This is a genomic window from Glycomyces halotolerans, assembly GCF_054779575.1.
In genome coordinates, this window is the sequence record NZ_BAAGXZ010000016.1 from 74,998 (window position 1) to 91,706 (window position 16,709).

At 69.1% G+C, this 16,709-nt stretch carries 14 protein-coding genes; 7 read left to right on the plus strand and 7 right to left on the minus strand.

What is annotated here, in order from left to right; genetic code table 11:
• The first annotated feature begins 6 nt into the window (after positions 1-6).
• From ACYVL2_RS14095 to ACYVL2_RS14110, 4 genes are all read left to right on the plus strand, one after another.
• Positions 7-996: a carbohydrate ABC transporter permease gene (locus tag ACYVL2_RS14095; protein ID WP_460544352.1), complete on the plus strand. Its 990-nt coding sequence runs from the start codon at positions 7-9 to the stop codon at positions 994-996.
• Positions 993-1,808 (plus strand): carbohydrate ABC transporter permease, encoded by an 816-nt coding sequence (locus tag ACYVL2_RS14100; RefSeq protein WP_460544353.1) that lies wholly within the window; start codon positions 993-995, stop codon positions 1,806-1,808. Before ACYVL2_RS14095 ends, ACYVL2_RS14100 begins: the two co-directional genes overlap by 4 nt.
• 4 nt (positions 1,809-1,812) lie before the next feature.
• Entirely contained in the window at positions 1,813-3,735 is a 1,923-nt protein-coding gene (locus ACYVL2_RS14105; protein WP_460544355.1) for a glycoside hydrolase family 127 protein, read from the plus strand.
• 193 nt (positions 3,736-3,928) lie between these two features.
• A complete protein-coding gene (locus ACYVL2_RS14110; RefSeq protein WP_460544357.1) occupies positions 3,929-5,191 on the plus strand; it encodes an MFS transporter in 1,263 nt (420 codons plus the stop codon).
• 84 nt (positions 5,192-5,275) lie between these two features.
• On the opposite strand, the gene ACYVL2_RS14115 is transcribed toward ACYVL2_RS14110, so the two are convergent.
• Positions 5,276-5,950: an LPXTG cell wall anchor domain-containing protein gene (locus ACYVL2_RS14115; RefSeq protein WP_460544359.1), complete on the minus strand. Its 675-nt coding sequence runs from the start codon at positions 5,948-5,950 to the stop codon at positions 5,276-5,278.
• Positions 5,951-6,111: 161 nt separating this feature from the next.
• On the minus strand, positions 6,112-6,903 hold the full coding sequence (locus ACYVL2_RS14120; RefSeq protein ID WP_460544361.1) for an inositol monophosphatase family protein: 792 nt from the start codon (positions 6,901-6,903) through the stop codon (positions 6,112-6,114).
• A gap of 179 nt (positions 6,904-7,082) precedes the next feature.
• Between ACYVL2_RS14120 and ACYVL2_RS14125 the strand changes: the two genes are divergently transcribed.
• Positions 7,083-8,030, plus strand: a complete 948-nt coding sequence (locus ACYVL2_RS14125; RefSeq protein ID WP_460544363.1) for an NAD(P)-dependent oxidoreductase — start codon at positions 7,083-7,085, stop codon at positions 8,028-8,030.
• On the opposite strand, the gene ACYVL2_RS14130 is transcribed toward ACYVL2_RS14125, so the two are convergent.
• Together ACYVL2_RS14130 and ACYVL2_RS14135 are read right to left on the minus strand one after the other, a co-directional pair.
• Entirely contained in the window at positions 7,990-8,811 is an 822-nt protein-coding gene (locus tag ACYVL2_RS14130; RefSeq protein WP_460544365.1) for a helix-turn-helix transcriptional regulator, read from the minus strand. The two genes, ACYVL2_RS14125 and ACYVL2_RS14130, sit on opposite strands and share 41 nt — an antisense overlap.
• A gap of 177 nt (positions 8,812-8,988) precedes the next feature.
• Positions 8,989-9,651: a DUF4360 domain-containing protein gene (locus ACYVL2_RS14135; protein WP_460544367.1), complete on the minus strand. Its 663-nt coding sequence runs from the start codon at positions 9,649-9,651 to the stop codon at positions 8,989-8,991.
• A gap of 425 nt (positions 9,652-10,076) precedes the next feature.
• Between ACYVL2_RS14135 and ACYVL2_RS14140 the strand changes: the two genes are divergently transcribed.
• On the plus strand, positions 10,077-10,628 hold the full coding sequence (locus ACYVL2_RS14140; protein WP_460544368.1) for a hemerythrin domain-containing protein: 552 nt from the start codon (positions 10,077-10,079) through the stop codon (positions 10,626-10,628).
• Positions 10,629-10,775: 147 nt separating this feature from the next.
• Here ACYVL2_RS14140 and ACYVL2_RS14145 read toward each other — a convergent pair whose 3' ends face one another.
• Positions 10,776-12,275, minus strand: coding sequence for an RICIN domain-containing protein (locus tag ACYVL2_RS14145; protein ID WP_460544370.1), 1,500 nt, complete (start codon positions 12,273-12,275; stop codon positions 10,776-10,778).
• Between the two features lie 195 nt (positions 12,276-12,470).
• A complete protein-coding gene (locus ACYVL2_RS14150) occupies positions 12,471-13,835 on the minus strand; it encodes a glycoside hydrolase family 43 protein (RefSeq protein ID WP_460544372.1) in 1,365 nt (454 codons plus the stop codon).
• A 229-nt stretch (positions 13,836-14,064) separates the two neighbouring features.
• Between ACYVL2_RS14150 and ACYVL2_RS14155 the strand changes: the two genes are divergently transcribed.
• Positions 14,065-15,165, plus strand: a complete 1,101-nt coding sequence (locus ACYVL2_RS14155) for a glycoside hydrolase family 19 protein (RefSeq protein WP_460544374.1) — start codon at positions 14,065-14,067, stop codon at positions 15,163-15,165.
• A 648-nt stretch (positions 15,166-15,813) separates the two neighbouring features.
• Here the strand turns inward: ACYVL2_RS14155 and ACYVL2_RS14160 are convergent.
• Complete coding sequence (locus tag ACYVL2_RS14160; protein ID WP_460544376.1) at positions 15,814-16,608, minus strand: SigB/SigF/SigG family RNA polymerase sigma factor; 795 nt, start codon at positions 16,606-16,608, stop codon at positions 15,814-15,816.
• Positions 16,609-16,709: the final 101 nt, after the last annotated feature.

Here is a 16,709-nt window from a genome sequence, read left to right on the forward strand (position 1 = left end):
CGACGAATGACCACGACCTCGGTCGACACGGCCGGACGTGTGTCCGACGACGGTGCGGCGGGCCGAGCGCCCGCCGCACCGGGTCGGAGCCGGCCCCGGCGACGCGACTCCAAGGGCCCGGCGCGGCGATGGACCGCATTCGGGTTCGCCGCTCCCCTGCTGGCGTACCTGGTGGTGTTCTACGCCTACCCGCTGTGGCGCAACATCGAGCTGAGCCTGCACGACTACACGGTCCGGGCCTTCGTCCAGGGCGATCCGGCGTTCGCGGGCTTCGAGAAGTACGCCGAGGTGTTCGCTTCGGACTCCTTCCCCACCGCGCTGCTCAACACCGCGCTGTTCACGCTCGTCTCGATCGGGTTCCAGTACGCGATCGGGCTGGCGCTGGCGGTGTTCTTCCACTCGAACTTCCGGCTCTCCGGCGTCCTGCGCGCCCTGTTCCTCGTGCCGTGGCTGCTGCCGCTGATCGTCTCGGCCTCGACGTGGTCGTGGATGCTCAACAGCGAGAACGGAATCGTCAACTCGGTCATCGAGGCGTTCGGCGGCGAGCAGATCAACTGGCTGACCTCGCCGGACACCGCGCTGATCGCCGTGATCATCGCGAACATCTGGCTGGGCATCCCGTTCAACCTCGTGATCCTCTACGCCGGCCTGCAGCAGATCCCCTCGGAGCTGTACGAGGCCGCCTCGCTTGACGGGGCCTCGGCCCGGCAGCGGTTCTGGCGCATCACCTTCCCGCTCCTGCGACCGGTCTCGGCGATCACGCTGCTGCTCGGGTTCATCTACACGCTCAAGGTGGTCGACGTCGTGTGGATCATGACCACCGGCGGGCCCGGCGACGCGTCGCTGACGCTCGCGGTGTGGTCCTACCGGGAGGCCTTCGGCACCGGGCAGCCGGACTTCTCTCCGGCGGCCGCGATCGGCAACCTGCTCATCGTCATCGCGCTCGTGTTCGGTTTCGTCCACTTGCGGATGCAGCGCTCCTGGGAGAAGTCATGACCGTCCGAACCTGGTGGAAGACCGCCCTCGGCGTGGTGTTCACGGCCCTGATGCTGTTCCCCGTCTACTGGATGGTGAACGTCTCGCTGACGCCGACCGGCGACCTGCGTCGCAGCGACCCGCGCTGGTTCCCGACCGAGCCGACCTTCGACGGCTACTCCGCGGCGCTGTCGCAGCAGCTCCCCGCGCTCGGCACGAGCCTGGTGGTGGGGTTCGGCTGCGTGGCGCTGACGGTCATGATCGCTGCGCCGGCAGGCTACGCGCTCGCGATCCTCAACCTGCGCGGCGGCCGGGCGCTGAATTTCCTGCTGCTGGTCGCCCAGATGATCCCCGCGGTCGTGATGGCGATGGGCTTCTATGCGATCTATGTGCGTCTGGGGCTGCTCAACACCGTGCCGGGTCTCATCGTCGCCGACTCCACTATCGCCGTCCCCTTCGGCGTGCTGCTCTACACGACCTTCATGGCCGGCATACCGCGCGAACTGATCCAGGCATCCCGGATCGACGGCGCCGGCCCCTGGCGGACCTTCACCAAGGTCGTGCTGCCGGCGAGCCGCAACTCGACGCTCACGGTGGCCCTGTTCGCGTTCCTGTGGGCGTGGTCGGACTTCATCTTCGCCTCGACGCTCAGCCGCTCGGCCGAGCACATCCCGATCACGCTCGGCATCTACCAGTACATCGGCAACAACACCACGCAGTGGAACGCGATCATGGCCACCGCCGTGGTGGCGTCGCTTCCCGCGGCGGTCCTGCTGGTCGTCGCCCAACGATATGTGGCCGCCGGCGTGACCGCCGGGGCCGTGAAGGACTGAATCAGTGCACGACGACACCGCCGCCCGGCCCGTACCGGTGGCTCCGTACCAGAGCGCGATCCGGGGGGCCGCACTGGACGAGCTGCGTCTGACCGACGGCTTCTGGGAACGGCTCCAGCGAACGAACGCCGAAGCCACGCTCCGGCACTGCCTGGAGTGGATGGAGCGGCTCGGCTGGATCGCGAACTTCGACCGGGTTCCCGAGGGCGCCACCGACGCCCCGCGTCCCGGCTGGCCGTTCTCCGACTCGGAGGTCTACAAGCTCGTCGAGGCGCTCGCCTGGGAGTACGGGCGCACCGGCGGGCAGTGGGCGAACGAGATCCTGGAGGCGCTGGTCGACCGGATCGCCGCGGCCCAGGACCACGACGGCTACCTCAACACCTGCTACGGGCACGTCGGCCAGGAGCCGCGCTACGCGGACCTGTCGTCGGGGCACGAGCTGTACTGCACCGGGCACCTGCTGCAGGCCGCGGTCGCCCGCGTGAGGACCTTCGGGGCGGACAAGCTCGTCGAAGTGGCCCGCCGGGCCGCCGACCACGTGTGCCGCGAGTTCGGGCCGAACGGCCGGGAGGGCGTCTGCGGCCACCCCGAGATCGAGCTCGGGCTGGCCGAGTTGGGCCGCGCCCTCGGCGAGAGGCGCTACACCGAGCAGGCGCGGACGTTCATCGACCGGCGAGGGCACGGCACGCTGAAGCCCGTCGCGCTGCTCGACGCCTCCTACTTTCAAGACGACGTCCCCGTGCGCGAGGCCGAGGCTTGGCGCGGCCACGCGGTGCGGGCGCTGTACCTGGCGGCCGGCGCGGTCGACATCGCCGTCGACACCGGGGACGCCGAGCTGCTCGACGCCGTCGCGCGGCAGTGGGACCGCACCGTGGAACGCCGCACCTACCTGACCGGCGGCATGGGATCGCGACACCAGGACGAGGGGTTCGGGGAGGACTGGGAGCTGCCGCCGGACCGGGCCTACTGCGAGACGTGCGCCGGGATCGCCTCGGTCATGGTCTCGTGGCGCCTCTACCTCGCCACCGGCGAGGTGCGGTACGCCGACCTGATGGAGCGGACGTTCTACAACGTGGTCGCCGCCTCGCCGGGGCCCGACGGCCGCACCTTCTTCTACGCCAATCCCCTCCACCAACGAGGCGCCGCGGCAGACGTGCGGCCGGACGAGGTCAACCCGCGCGCCGAGGGCGGCGTGCGCGCCCCGTGGTTCGACGTCTCATGCTGCCCGACGAACCTGGCCCGCACCCTCGCCGCGTGGCAGGCCTACGCCGCCTCCGTCGAGGGCGACACCGTCTCGCTGCTGCAGTACACGCCTTGCGAGATGCGCGTCCGGCTCGAGGCCGGCGGCGAACTGGCGCTGCGCGTGGACACCGGCTACCCGTACAAGGGCGCGGTCCGCATCGAAGTCCTCGGCGCGCCGGATCGACCGGTCCACCTGCGTTTGCGGGTGCCCGACTGGGCCGAGGGAGCCACTTTGGTCCACGGCACCGGCGAACGCTCCGCCGCACCGGGGTGGGCTACGGTGCGGGACGTCCTCGAAGCGGGCACCGTGATCACTCTCGATCTGCCGGTGGAGCCGCGCCTGACCTGGCCGGACGGGCGCATCGACGCCGTACGGGGTTGCGTCGCCGTCGAACGCGGTCCGCTGGTGCTGTGCGCCGAATCGGCGGACCTGCCCCAGGACTGGTCGCTGGAGGACGCCCGACTCGACGCCTCGTATCCTCCGCGCGCCGACGGCGGCGGCGCGGTGGTCCGGATGCGTGCGACTCGACCGCCGGTGCCCGAGCGCGGCCGTCCGCCGTACCGCTCGGCGCCGTCCGGTCAGCCGGGCGAGGGGACGGCCCTGCGGGAAGTGCGACTGGTCCCCTACCACCGGTGGGCGCGGAGGGGCGGCTCCGCGATGCGGGTGTTCCTGCCGACCGCGTGAACAGTCCAGATAGGAACCACCGCATCCGGGGCGGGCGGCGCTCGTGGCCGAGCCGGTGAGTTCGAACACTTCATCCAGTCAGCGGGAAACAATCCGCCGATTCGGGGCCTGCCGCGCTCTAGTGTAGTAGGCGGCCGCTTGCCGCCCGGCCAGTCACCCGCCGCCACCACGCGCCCTTCTGGAGTTCGACCACGTGATCGCCACCGAGCCCCGCGCCGCCCAGCGCCGCTTCTCCGGTCCCCGGATGGTCGTCGTAGCGACCATCGCGTTGGGGCTCACCGCCCCCGGGCAGACCGCGTCGATCTCGGTCTTCCTCGACCCGATGATCGCCGAGATCGGCGTCAGCCGGACCCTCATCTCCACCGCCTACCTCGTCGGCACCCTGACCGGCGCGATGGCGCTGCCGTGGATCGGACGGGCGGTCGACAAGTACGGCGCCAGGCGCGCCATGGCCGTCATCGCCGCCCTGTTCAGCCTCGCCCTGCTGGGCCTCTCCTTCGCCACCGACATCATCGGACTCGGCGCCGGCTTCGTCGGCATCCGCATGCTCGGCCAGGGCGCGCTCGGCCTGTGCGCGGCCACACTCGTCTCGCGCTGGTACGAGAAGCGCCGCGGCACCGTGCTGGGCCTGCAGGGCGCCGTCGGCGGCGGCATCATCTCCGTGTCCCCGGTCCTCCTCGAACGCCTCATCGCGGCCACCGACTGGCGCACCGCCATGCTCGTCGAAGCGGCCGCCGTCGCCCTGATCGTCATCCCGCTCGCGGTCCTGCTGGTGCGCAACCGGCCCGCCGACATCGGCCAGTTCGTCGACGGGGACCCGGCCAACGGCGAGCGGACCGAGGCCGAATGGGGCATGACGCGCGGAGAGGCCGTCCGCCACCCGTACTTCTGGGTCCTGGTCGCCAGTGTGGGCACCGCGGGATTCTTCGGCACCGCGATCGGCTTCCACCAGATCGCGCTGCTCGGCGAGCAGGGCCTGTCGAGCACCGAGGCCGCCGCGAACTTCCTGCCGCAGACCGTCGCCGGCACGGCCGCGACGCTCCTCCTCGGCTACCTGGTCGACCGCGGGCGGCCCAGGCTGCTCCTGGCCGCTTCGATGCTGGCGTTCGCGCTCGCGATCGCCTGGGGGACGCTGGTGGAGCCGGGCTGGTCGGCGCTCGGTTTCGGCGTGGCCATCGGCGCCTCGGGGAACGCCTTGCGGGCCATCGAAGGCGGTATGACGCCGCGACTGTTCGGCACCGCGCACATCGGCGCGATCCGCGGCGTGGTCGCCTCGGTGACCATCGCCGGCACCGCGTTCGCCCCGGTCCTGTACTCGCTGTTCTATTCGTGGACCGGCTCGTTCCAGCTGGTGCTGTGGCTGTCCACCTTGGTGCCGCTGGCCGTGGTGGTCGCGGCCGTGGTCACGCCGCTGCCGCGCACGGCACACGAGGCCGGTGCCGGTTCGATCACGTGACGCACGGAGAACGGCGGGGGCCGACGGCGATCCGGTGGATCGCGGTCGGCCCTCGCCGTTCGCGGTCGGTCTCACGACACCGGGTCAGTGCCCCGTTTCGGCGAGCCGACGGCGGCGCATGAGGTAGAGCACGGATCCGCCCGCGCCGAGTAGAACGGCTCCCGCCGACAACACGATGGCGAGGCTGCCGCCGGTGGTCGGCAGTGCCGGAGCCTCACTGTCGGTCGTGGTCTCCGTGGACGGCGGCGTCGAGCTCGGCTCCGACGGGGCCTCGGACGGCGTGGAAGTCGGCGTCTCGCCGTTCGGCGGGACCTCGCCGGGGCAGGTGTGGGTCAGGTTGAACATCGCCTTGGCGGAGTCGACGTCGGTGACGTCCGCGGTGGCGGTGACGAGGGTCCAGCCGGCGGGCGTGATGATGTAGGCCTTGGAGGTTCCCGGGCCGTCGACGATCCCGCCGTTGGCGTCGGTGCTGTAGTGCCGGGTGTCGCCGTTCAGGTCCTCGAAGGTCGCGTTCACCACGACGAATTCGCCCATCGCCCCGTGGTCGGAGGGCAGCACGAACACCCAGCCGTCCTCGTTCTCTCCGACGTCGCCCGGGACCTGGTCGCAGGAGTGGTCTCCGAAGCCGGCGGCGGTGGTGGGCACGTTGCCCGGGTTGATGTCGATGGTGGCGTCGACGGCGTGGGCGCCCGCGGGCGCGACGATGACGGCGACTGCGGCAAAGAACGGAATCGAACGCTTCAGTAGGGTTGCGAACAACTTGGACTCCCTGTATGACGGCACTGTTTACGCGGGGGCACGGACAGAGCGAAGTTAGCACCGAACGCTCTGTCACCTTCGGATTTCCGTGCCGCCGCCCGCGTTTCGTCCGGGTCGCAATTGGCCACGTGCGCGCCGTCACCGCCGGAAGCCGGGAGCGATCAGTCGCGCAGCAGGTCCACCAGGTCCGGCAGCAGTCCCGCGGAGCAGGCGGCGATCGAGTTCGGGCCGGAGCCGAATGCGCCGCCCTCCCAGTCGGCGACCACCGCACCCGCCTCCCGGGCGACCACGATGCCCGCGGCCACGTCCCAGAGGTGGATCCGGTCGTGGAGCGTGGCGTCCAGACGGCCCGAGGCGACCCAGCACAGGTCGAGCGCGGCCGAACCGATCATGCGGATCCGCTGGACCCTCGGCACGAGCCTGGACAGCAGCGCGAACCGCTCCTCGTTGCGGGTCGAGGCTTCGGTCCCGGTGGCGAAGTCCCCCAACGAGACGACCGCCTCGGCGAGATCGACGGGACCGTCGAACACGAGCCGGCGGCCGTTGAGTCGGGCGCCGTGTCCGGCGGCCGCGGTGAACCACTCGTCGGCCCGCGGGGCGGCCACGACGCCGACCACCGGATCGCCGCGGTCGGTCAGCGCCAACGAGACACAGTGGAGGGGCGATCCGTGTGCGAAATTGACGGTTCCGTCGATGGGGTCGAGGACCCATTCGAACCGCGAGTCAGATCCGCCGCTGCGGCCACGCTCCTCCCCCAGCAGTGGAATCTCCGGAGTCCGCTCGGCCAGCCGGCGCCGCACCTCGTCCTCGACCGCGAAGTCGACGTCGGTGGCGAAGTCCCTGTCGCCTTTGCCTTTGACCGACCACTCTCGATCGGCCTCGACGCGGATCACCGCGAACGCCGCCTCCACCGCCCGCTCGGCGATCGACAGAAAGTCCAGTAGCTCGCTCAAGTTCGACGCCTCGCCTCCCGATCGGCCTGCCCGCGGACGGCCCCAATCCTAAAGCGGCGTAGGGCAGCACCCCTTGGAATCCCGGAATGCGAGAGCGTCGCGGGCGCGGCCCCAGGCCGGCGCGACGGGCGCACAAACGTTCAAGACCCCCTGTCTCGGCCCTGGCTAGGGTGACCGTCATGAGCGAGACAGTCGATCAGAACGGACCGGTCGGGTTCCTCGGACTGGGGATCATGGGGCAGCCGATGGCGCTGAACCTCGTGAGGACGGGGTTCGAGACGGTGGTGTGGAACCGCACGCGGTCGCGCTGCGAGCCGCTGGCGGTGGAGGGCGCGACCGTCGCGGCGAGTCCGAGCGACGTGTTCGCCCAGTGCCGGACGGTCGTACTGATGATGGCGCACGAGGCGGCGGTCGACGCGGTCCTGGACCGAGGCGGCCCCGGCTTCGCCGCGCTCGTGCGCGAGCGCACCATCGTGCAGATGGGGACCTTCGCGCCGGACTACTCCGCCGCTCTCGCCGCCGATGTCGCCGACGCGGGCGGGCGGTACGTCGAAGCGCCGGTGTCGGGCTCGCGAGGGCCGGCGGAGGCCGGCACGCTGGTGGCGATGCTCGCGGGCGACCCGGGCGCGGTCGCGGCGGCCGTCCCGGTCGTCCGGGCGATGTGCTCGGAGCATTTCGACTGCGGCGCGGTCCCCGGAGCGCTGACGACGAAGCTCGCGGTCAACGTCTTCCTCATCACGATGGTGACGGGGCTGGCGGAGACGTTCCATTTCGCCGAGGCCAACGGCGTCGATCTGGGTGTGCTCCGGGACGTGCTCGACGCGGGTCCGATGTCGTCGCAGGTCTCACGCGTCAAGGCGGCGAAGCTCGTCGACGGGGACCTCACGCCGCAGGCGGCGGCCGGCGACGTGCTCAAGAACAGCGTCCTCATCGACGACGCGGCGACCGGCGGCGGCACCGCGGTTCCGCTGGTGAGCCTCTGCCGTGCGCTGTACAAGGAGACGGTGCTGCTCGGCCACGGCGCCGAGGACATGATCGCGGTCGGGCGCGCGATCGCCGCGCGCGATCGGGCGGCCCCGGAGTCGCTCAGCGATCGGCGAGCGCGGTCCGCCACCGCCCCGGAGTGACGCCGAACGCAGAGCGGAACGCCCGTGTCAGGTGCGCCTGATCGCTGAATCCACAGGCTTGGGCGGCGTCGGCGATGCCGACGCCCGCGCGCAGGAGTGTTCGGGCGCGTTCGAGGCGGCGCAGGGTCCGGAAGCGGGTGGGGCTCGTTCCGAGGACGGCCCGGAACTGTCTCGCGAGGGTCCACCGGTTCATGCCCGCGACCTGTTCGAGTTCCGACGCGCGGTGCGGGTGCTCGGGCCGGTCCCGGAGCAGTTCCGCCACCCGCCGGACACCGGCGAGGTCGATGCCCGACGGCGCCGGTGGTCGCATGCGCGCATTGGCCAGGAGCAGATCGGTGAGGTCGGCGACCAGCTCGGCTTCGCTCATCTCGCCGATCGGGGCGTCGAGCAGTCGAAGCAGCTCCACGGCGGAGGCCGGGATCGAGGCCCCGTCGAGCACCGGGCCGTCGACGAACGGCAGCGTCGTCCTTCCGCTCGCCGCCAGGACCGCGGACGGGTCGAGATAGAAGATCCGGTAGCGGAAGCCGCCCCCGTCGCCGGGCATGCCGTCGTGGATCTCGTCCGGATGCAGCACCTGCCATTGCGTGGGAAGGCATTCGTGGTGGGTCCCGCGGTAGAAGAACCGCTGCACCCCGGTGAGCGTCACGCCGATCGCGTACCGGTCGTGCCGGTGCCGGGAGAATCCGACGCGGTCGAGGCCGACCTCCCAGCGTTCGACGCCGCCCGAGGCCGCACCGGCCTTGAAGGTGAACCCCTGCTCACCGGTGAAGTCCTCGGTCATGCGGCCCGCCCGCGGTCGATGGTCCTGCGATGCCTCTATTCTGCCGAAACGGAATGCGACCGCGCGAGCGGTGGGGCGCTCGCGCGGTCGCTTCTCAGGGCGTCCGCGACCCGGCACGCCGTGCGGCCGGGTCGCGGACGCGGGACCGGGTCCTCAGTCCGCGGCCCCGTCTCTCGATTAGTTGTGGGGGCAGCGCTTCCAGGAGAAGTGGTAGATGGTCTCGATGTCGCCGTCCGTCGAGTCCATCGCCATGAAGCTCTTCCTGGTGGGGTCGTCGCCGGCGCTCACGCGCAACTCGGTGTTGATGTTGAAGTTGCGCTCCTCGCCGCACGGCTTGTAGACCAGCTGGCCGGTCTCCACCTCGTCGGAGAACTGCCAGTTGTCGCTGTACGGGGCTTCCAGCTGGTGGGTGGCGCTGGAGGTCTCGGACTGGCCGGAGAAGTAGTAGCTGGCCTTCTGGGTTCCGGTGGCGCCGGGCTCGAGGTGTCCGAAGCCGCGGTAGTCGGCGCTCGCGATCGCGTAAGTGAAGCCCTGTGGGACGTGCACGATCAGGTTGAGCTGGCAGTTCTTGCGGAAATCCGTGGGGTCGGAGTTGCCGCCGGCCTGGGCCAGGTATTCGCTGTAGGTCACGGTGAACGAGGTGTTGCCTTCGTTGACCGCGACCGCGGCGGTGCCCTGCGGGCAGCCGGAGCCGTTGACGGTCGCGACGTCGATGATGATGCGGTCGTCCGGCGCGTCCTGGAAGTGAGGGGCGGCGTTCGCGGGTCCTGTGCCCGTGAACAGCACCGCCACCAGGGCGAACGCCCCGGCGAGCAGTGGCGCCTTTCGGAGCATTTTCATTTGGATCCCTTTCTGGTTGTCGGGCAGTCGGCCACGACTGCCCTGGGCGATATGGGGATCGGCGTTACTGCACCGCCAGGGCTCGGAGAGGGGGAGCACTGGGGTACTCCGAGCGGTTCCCGGCGGACGGATCGGCCACCGGGTTCGGTTCCGGTATGCCGCGTCCATAGAGCTACATATATCTATAAAAACGGCAGGGGTCAAGAAGTGTTCATAGACTCCGCCAAGAACGTCAAATGACAAGAAACGTACATATTACTGTCGAAAAGTGTGATCAGTACATCATCCGACCATAGGGTCGCTACCCTCCGCCGACCGTCGTACCGAGCCGGGCGGCGACCTTGGCGCCCCGATCCGGCACATGAACCGGCGACGGACGGGTACTCCCGCGCGGTCGGTGCAACCGAGACGAGGAGGAGAACGTCGTGGCTGGCGATGTAGTGGACTTGATCATGCAGGACCATCGCGAGGTCGAGCGTCTGTTCGACGAGCTCAAAGAACACCCGGACCATCGTCCGCTGCTGGTGCCCGTGCTCTCGGCGCTGTTGATCGCGCACAGCCGGGCCGAAGAGGCCGAGGTGTACCCCGTCGCCAGGTCAGAGGCGGACGAAGCCGAGGAGATCGGCCACAGCCAGCGGGAACACGCCCAGGCCGAGGAGATCCTCGAGCGGCTGACGAAGGCGGACCCGCAGTCGACTCAGTTCGATGAGGTGCTGTCCGAACTGGTGGAGGCGGTCACACACCACGTCGAGGAAGAAGAGTCCACTGTGCTGCCCGGAATGAGGGAGCAGCTGGACGAGCGGCGCCGCACCGAGCTGGGGCGCGCGTTCGCCACCAGCCGCGCGAAGCACCTCGGCGAGCGCCCGGGCGAGGCCAGCAAGGAGGAGCTCCAGATGCAGGCCCGCAACGCCGGCCTGACGGGGGCCTCGGCAATGGACAAGGAAGAACTCGTCGAGCGGCTGCGGGCCTCGGCCTGAAGCCCCTCGGCGTGCACGCGTTCCGGTCCGCCGTCGGCGTCGGACCGGAACGCCGCTGTCGACGCCGGGTCCTGTCGCGGTCGTAGAACGCGGGCCCGGTCGACGAGTTCGTCGACCGGGCCCGCATGACGCTCGGGCGTACCCGAGTCAGAGGGTCCACTGCTGGTTGACGCCGCCCCAGCAGTCGTACTGGTGAAGCCGGGCGCCGTTCTCGGTCGAGGAGTCGATCACGTCGAGGCACTTCCCTGAATGGCGCGCGACGATCTCGACATAGCCGCTGCCGGCGTCCCGCAGCTCCCACTGCTGGTTGGCCCCGCCGTTGCACGACCACTGGATCACCCGCGCGCCGTTGGCGGTCGACGCGCCGTCGATGTCCAGGCACCTGCCTGACGATTCGGAGACGATCTCGTAGTAGCCGCCTCCCGCGTCCTGGAGCCGCCACTGCTGGTTGAGACCGCCGTGGCAGTCCCACTGGATGATCTCGGCGCCGTTCTCGGTCGAACCGCTCACCACGTCGACGCACTTGCCGGAGTTGCGGCTCACGATGTCGGCGACCTGACCGCCACCGCCGCCGCTCCCGTCGTCCTCGCCGTCGCCCCAGCCGTACCGGAGACGCTCGAGACCCGAATGGTTGCGCACCGACAGCGACAGGTCCGTGCCGCTGCCGCCCAGCGCGAACATCGAGTACCAGTCGTAGCCGATGTCACCGGGCTTGCCGCCGAGGGCCGGCCAGTAGGTGCCGCCCATATCGTGGTCGCGCATGACGGCCGTGACCGCGCGGATGTGCCGGACGAAGTTGTTCGTGCTGCTCGAGTCGCTGTAGTCGAGGCCGTTGTCCATCGGCGCGCCGAACTCGGTCACGACCGCGCGCGAGGCGCATGCGCCCAAGCGGGTCTCGACATGGTTGCGCCAGCCGGCCTCGGTGTTGTCCCCGTAGAAGAACGCGTAGTGGTGGAAGGAGAGCAGGGTGCCGTCGAGCCGGCTGTCGTCGCACACCGGGCGCAGGTCCTGGCTGTAACCGGAGCCCCCGATGAGGACACGGCCGCGCGGGACCGACGAGCGCGCGTTGAGCCAGTCGACGGCGATGTTCACCCATTCGCTCGCGCTGTAGCCGTGGGGCTCGTTCATCGGCTCGAAGTACACCTGGCCGTTGGAGCCGTATTGGGACACGACGGTGTTCCACATGGAGTCGAAGGCCCCCATGTCGGTGATCCGGCCGCCGGAGGCGGCCCCGTCCTCCCAGTAGGCCAGGATGACCTTGAAGCCCCGGTCGGCCGCGGCGTCGATCGCGCCGCGGTAGGAGTTCCACCATGAGGTGCCGACCGTGTGCGTATTGATGGGCAGCCGTACGGTGTTGGCGTCGAGGTGGCCCTCGAGTCCGTCGTAGACGGCGTCGGCCTTGGCTCTGACCGTGTTGTAGCTGTCGGATTGGTCGAGCCCGTCGATGACGAGCTGGCCGTGGCTGAAGTTGTCCCCGAGCACGGCCCAGTTCACGCCCCTGAACTGGCTGGTGTCCGCGCTGGCCGGAGCGGCTCCGGTGAGGACTGCGACGGGGATCAGCGCGAGCGACGCCAGCAGGCTGATGACGGTACGGCGGAGGGAACGGCGGCCGGGTGGCGACGACCGATCATGGCGATTGGTATTCATTGCTTTTCACCGATCTCGTGCGGCTTCGCACGTATGTGTGTATGGACGAGCGGGGTGGCGGCAGTGACGAAGCGGGTGCTCTTCACCCGGAGGCCCGCGAAGAGCCCGCAGCATATCGATAGTTGCACATGTTTAAACCCTTATCAATACCCTTCGATTAACCGGGGTCCTCATCGGCGCACTCCCCCGTTCCGCTCAAGCGGTGATGCGGAAGGTGGCGTCGGCGCGGCCGGTGGCGTCGCTGATCGGATCGATCCGGAGCACGTAGCCCGAGTGCCGTATGTACCGGTCTGGAAAATTCTCGGACCGGTACGAGACCCAGGATCCATCGGCCAGCCCGGCCTCCTGGTGGAAGGTCGCGTCGGCGGCGAACACGCCGGAGCCGTCGTTCTGCTCGAGTCGGAGCTCGTAGTCGAAGTGCCGCAGATACCGGCCCGGGTGGTTGTACGACTCGAAGGAGACCCCGGACCCGGCCAGACCGGACACGATCCGCCACTGCTGATCGGCCGGCAGCTCCATCGGATACGGGTCGACCCGGGCAGCGTTGTCGATGTGCCGGACGTACCGGTCGGGGAAGTTGTAGGACTTCAACCGGTTCCACTGCGCGTTGCCCCACCGGTTGAACAGTCCGTCGCGTTCGGAGGCGGTGATCGGGACGATGGTGGCGTGCTTGGAGCTGATCGGCTGGTCGAAGTCCCGCTGCCCCAGAGCCGACCAGGAGTTGCCGGCGATGTCCCCGGTCTGCCAGACGTAGAACTCGCCGTTGACCGGCGAGAACGAATCGCCCCACATCCAGAAGGTGCCGCCGCTGTTGGAGGCGACCAGGATCGGCCCTTCGATCGCGCCGCCCTGCCGCATCCCGCCGGTGAGGGTCGTGAACGAGTTCGGCGCTCCGGTAGTCGAGCGGGACACATAGAGGTCGCCGTTGTCCATGTTCTTGTAGGCGAGGTAGTAGGCGCCGCCGTGGACCAGCACGTCGCCGTCGAGGACGTTGTGGCCGGGATCGAAGAAGACCTGCGGGGAGCCCATGTTCACGAAGTCGGTGGTGTAGTTGACCATGAGCACGTCGCGGACGCCGTTGTAGGCGGAGTAGACGACGCCGTACTGGCCGCGGCCGGCGTCCCAGAACGCCGTGGGGGCCCACGAGTGCGTGTTCATGTCGTGCAGACGCACCCGGCGGTAGCCGCTGAAACCGGTCAGGTCGGCCGAGTCCCAGACGTGGATGTACTGGTTGTCCAGGTTGAACACGCGGCCGCTGAGGTCGGTGGCGAGGACGACGAACGTGCCGTCCCGCTTTCGCAGTATGAACGGGTCCCGCAGGCCGCCGGTGCCGGCGGTCGGCACGGCGACCGGGTCGTTCTGGTTCAGCGGCACCCAGTACCGCCCGTCGTCGCTGACGGCCAAGTGGAGCGCGTAGCTGTCGTCGGTCTGGTCCGGCGACTCCTTGAAGTAGCCCATCACATAGGCCGAGTAGGCCTGCGCGGACGCCGGCTGCGCGAAGGCGAACGGGGCGATCGCGGAGGTCGCCGCGGCGGCGAAGAGGGTACGACGTGTCGGCATGGTACTGCCCTTCTGAGAGAAACGGTGAGGAGTGGGGGCGGACGAGCTCGTGGACCTCGAGGTTGTGTTCACGTTAACATCACGCCGGAAGGGCGGTCAATACATCGATATCGATAAATCCCAAAGAGACTTCGAGACCGAATCGGCGCCCGCATCGGCCCTTGAGTTTATAGAAGGATATTGATAGCTTGATCTATAAGCAAAGTTTACTAAACATTGAGGTGATCGAATGATCCGAACACCACGGAAGCGGCTCGTCGGGTTGCTGGCCGCGTTCCTCCTGACCGGCGCACTGGCGGTCGTGCTGCCGAACGCGATCGCGTCGGCGCAGACCTCCTGCGAAACGGCGTGGAGCTCCTCGGCCGTCTACCACGCCGACGACGTCGCCTCCCACAACGGACACAACTGGCGCGCCAAGTGGTGGACGCAAGGCGAAGAGCCCGGCACCACCGGCCAGTGGGGCGTGTGGGAAGACCAGGGAGCCTGCGGCGGCTCGGGAACCGACCCCGACCCGGACCCGGGCACCGGCGACTGCGCGTTCACGGTCTGGAGCGCCGGCGCGAATTACAGCGCCGGCGACGTCGTCCTGTACTCCGACGGCAACTACTACGTCGCCGTCCACGCGAATCCGGGCTACGACCCGACCGTCAGCACCTGGTACTGGGATCCGACCACTTGCGACGGCGGAAGCGACCCGGGTCCCGACCCGTCGGGCTTCATCGTCTCGGAGACCCAGTTCAACCAGATGTTCCCGGGCAGGAACTCGTTCTACACCTACCAAGGGCTCGTGAACGCCGCGGCCTCCTACCCGGCCTTCGCAGGCACCGGCGACACCACCGTCCGGAAGCGGGAAGCGGCCGCGTTCCTGGCCAACATCAGCCACGAGACCGGAGGACTGGTCCACATCGTGGAGCAGAACACCGGCAACTACTCGCATTACTGCGACGCCGGTCAGCCTTACGGCTGCCCGGCCGGCCAAGCGGCCTACTACGGTCGCGGACCGATCCAGCTCAGCTGGAACTTCAACTACAACGCGGCCGGCCAAGCGCTCGGCCTCGACCTGCTCAACAACCCGTGGCTCGTCGAGCAGGACGCGACCGTGGCCTGGCAGACGGCACTGTGGTACTGGAATACCCAGTCCGGTCCGGGCACCATGACCGGACACACCGCGATGACCACCGGCGCCGGATTCGGCGAATCGATCCGATCGATCAACGGCGCACTCGAATGCGACGGCGGCAACCCCGCGCAGGTCCAGAGCCGCATCGACAAGTACACCTCGTTCACCCAGGTCCTCGGCACCACGACCGGCGGCAACCTGAGCTGCTGATCGGCCGGAAGCCATCTCCCCCGGAGACGGCGCCGTGCACGCCATGGGCAATGGTGTGCACGGCGCCTGCCGAATCCGGCGGAATCGCCTGCCGTCAGCCCGGCTGCCGCCGGCGGACCATCAGTACGCCGGCTCCGACCGCCAACGGGCTCCCAAGGTCAACAGCCCCGAATTCAGCGCGACTCCAGCGCTCGGCAACACGCCTCCCCGATCCCAGACGAGCCTGAACGCGACCATGCCGGAAGGCTCCGACGACGTTGTAGCTGTCGGTGGGAGTGTCGTTGTACGAGTTCACCTCGGCCGAGACGACACTGACCGGGAAACCGAGGGCGCCCGCGTCGAGCTCGGCCGACTCGGCATGTGCTCGGTGGCGGTGGCGGAGTGTCCCATCGCGCCATCGATCGTCTGACCGGCGCGAAGCTGAGCGACATGGCGTCGCCGTGAGTGGAGCCCCTGTAGTCGGCCGGGAGCGAGTCTGCTTGCGCGGGGGTCGGATCCAGTGCCGGCAACCCGACACCGCCATTCATGCGAGCATGCGGCCCGCTCAACTGTTGCATGTGCGCGTATCGATCGAATTCGGACGGGCAGCCTCTCGCTGGGGTGCGGCCCAACTGCCCGTTCTCGACCACTGGAGTGCCTACGAGCACCTCAGGGCGTGGCGCTGCTCAAGCCCTCGCGCAAGTCGTTGAGCGTTCGATGGAGCAGTCGCGAAACGTGCATCTGGGAGATGCCGATCTCGTCGGCGATCTGCGCCTGGGTCATGTCGCCGAAGAACCGCAGCGCGAGGATCCGCCGCTCGCGTGCCGGGAGTCCCTGAATCAACGGCACCAGCGACTCGCGGTTCTCGACGAACTCGATCTCGGGGTCGTCATCGCCGACCGTCTCGGCCAGGGGCGCCCGCTCGTCGTGGGAGGCCGACTCGTCGATCGAGACGGCCCGAGTGGCGTGGCGGAGCTTCTCGCCCTCGGCGATCTCCGATTCGGTGACCCCGAGATGTTCGGCGAGCTCGCCAACCGTGGGCGGTTTGCCCAGACGCTGGGCCAGCTCGACGCCGGCTTCGTTGATGGACATCCGCAGTTCCTGGAGCCTTCTCGGCACGCGCATCGGCCAGCCGGCGTCTCGGAAGTGCCGGCGCACCTCCCCCATGATCGTCGGAACGGCGTAGGCGAGGAAGTCGGCGCCGCGATCGGGGTCGAACCGGTCCACGGCATGGATCAGGCCCACCGAGGCAACCTGGAGCAGGTCCTCTTTCGCGATGCCTTTGCCCGAGAAGCGCCTTGCGATGTGCTGGGCCAGGGGAAGGTAGCCGGTGACCAGTCGTTCCCTGACGGCGGCGCGTCGCGAATCGTCCTCTTCGAGCCGGTGCAGCTCGTGGAACAGCGGCGCCAGGTGGCCGTACTCGTCGGGCCTCGTTCTTCGTTCCTGCGTTCGTTCGTCTGACATGCGGTTACCGTCCTGCCGTGTTCGCTGCTGACCGCCGGCGTCACCGCCGGCTTGCTGTGGGCGGGCCGCGCTCGCGGCCGGTTCGTCATGTCCGGGGGCGG

Coding starts and splice junctions, on each gene's coding strand:
- ACYVL2_RS14100 (WP_460544353.1), top strand. CDS start 993: ATGACCGTCCGAACCTGGTGGAAGACCGCCCTCGGCGTGGTGTTCACG.
- ACYVL2_RS14160 (WP_460544376.1), bottom strand. CDS start 16,608: ATGTCAGACGAACGAACGCAGGAACGAAGAACGAGGCCCGACGAGTAC.
- ACYVL2_RS14095 (WP_460544352.1), top strand. CDS start 7: ATGACCACGACCTCGGTCGACACGGCCGGACGTGTGTCCGACGACGGT.
- ACYVL2_RS14135 (WP_460544367.1), bottom strand. CDS start 9,651: ATGAAAATGCTCCGAAAGGCGCCACTGCTCGCCGGGGCGTTCGCCCTG.
- ACYVL2_RS14150 (WP_460544372.1), bottom strand. CDS start 13,835: ATGCCGACACGTCGTACCCTCTTCGCCGCCGCGGCGACCTCCGCGATC.
- ACYVL2_RS14145 (WP_460544370.1), bottom strand. CDS start 12,275: ATGAATACCAATCGCCATGATCGGTCGTCGCCACCCGGCCGCCGTTCC.
- ACYVL2_RS14155 (WP_460544374.1), top strand. CDS start 14,065: ATGATCCGAACACCACGGAAGCGGCTCGTCGGGTTGCTGGCCGCGTTC.
- ACYVL2_RS14125 (WP_460544363.1), top strand. CDS start 7,083: ATGAGCGAGACAGTCGATCAGAACGGACCGGTCGGGTTCCTCGGACTG.
- ACYVL2_RS14130 (WP_460544365.1), bottom strand. CDS start 8,811: ATGACCGAGGACTTCACCGGTGAGCAGGGGTTCACCTTCAAGGCCGGT.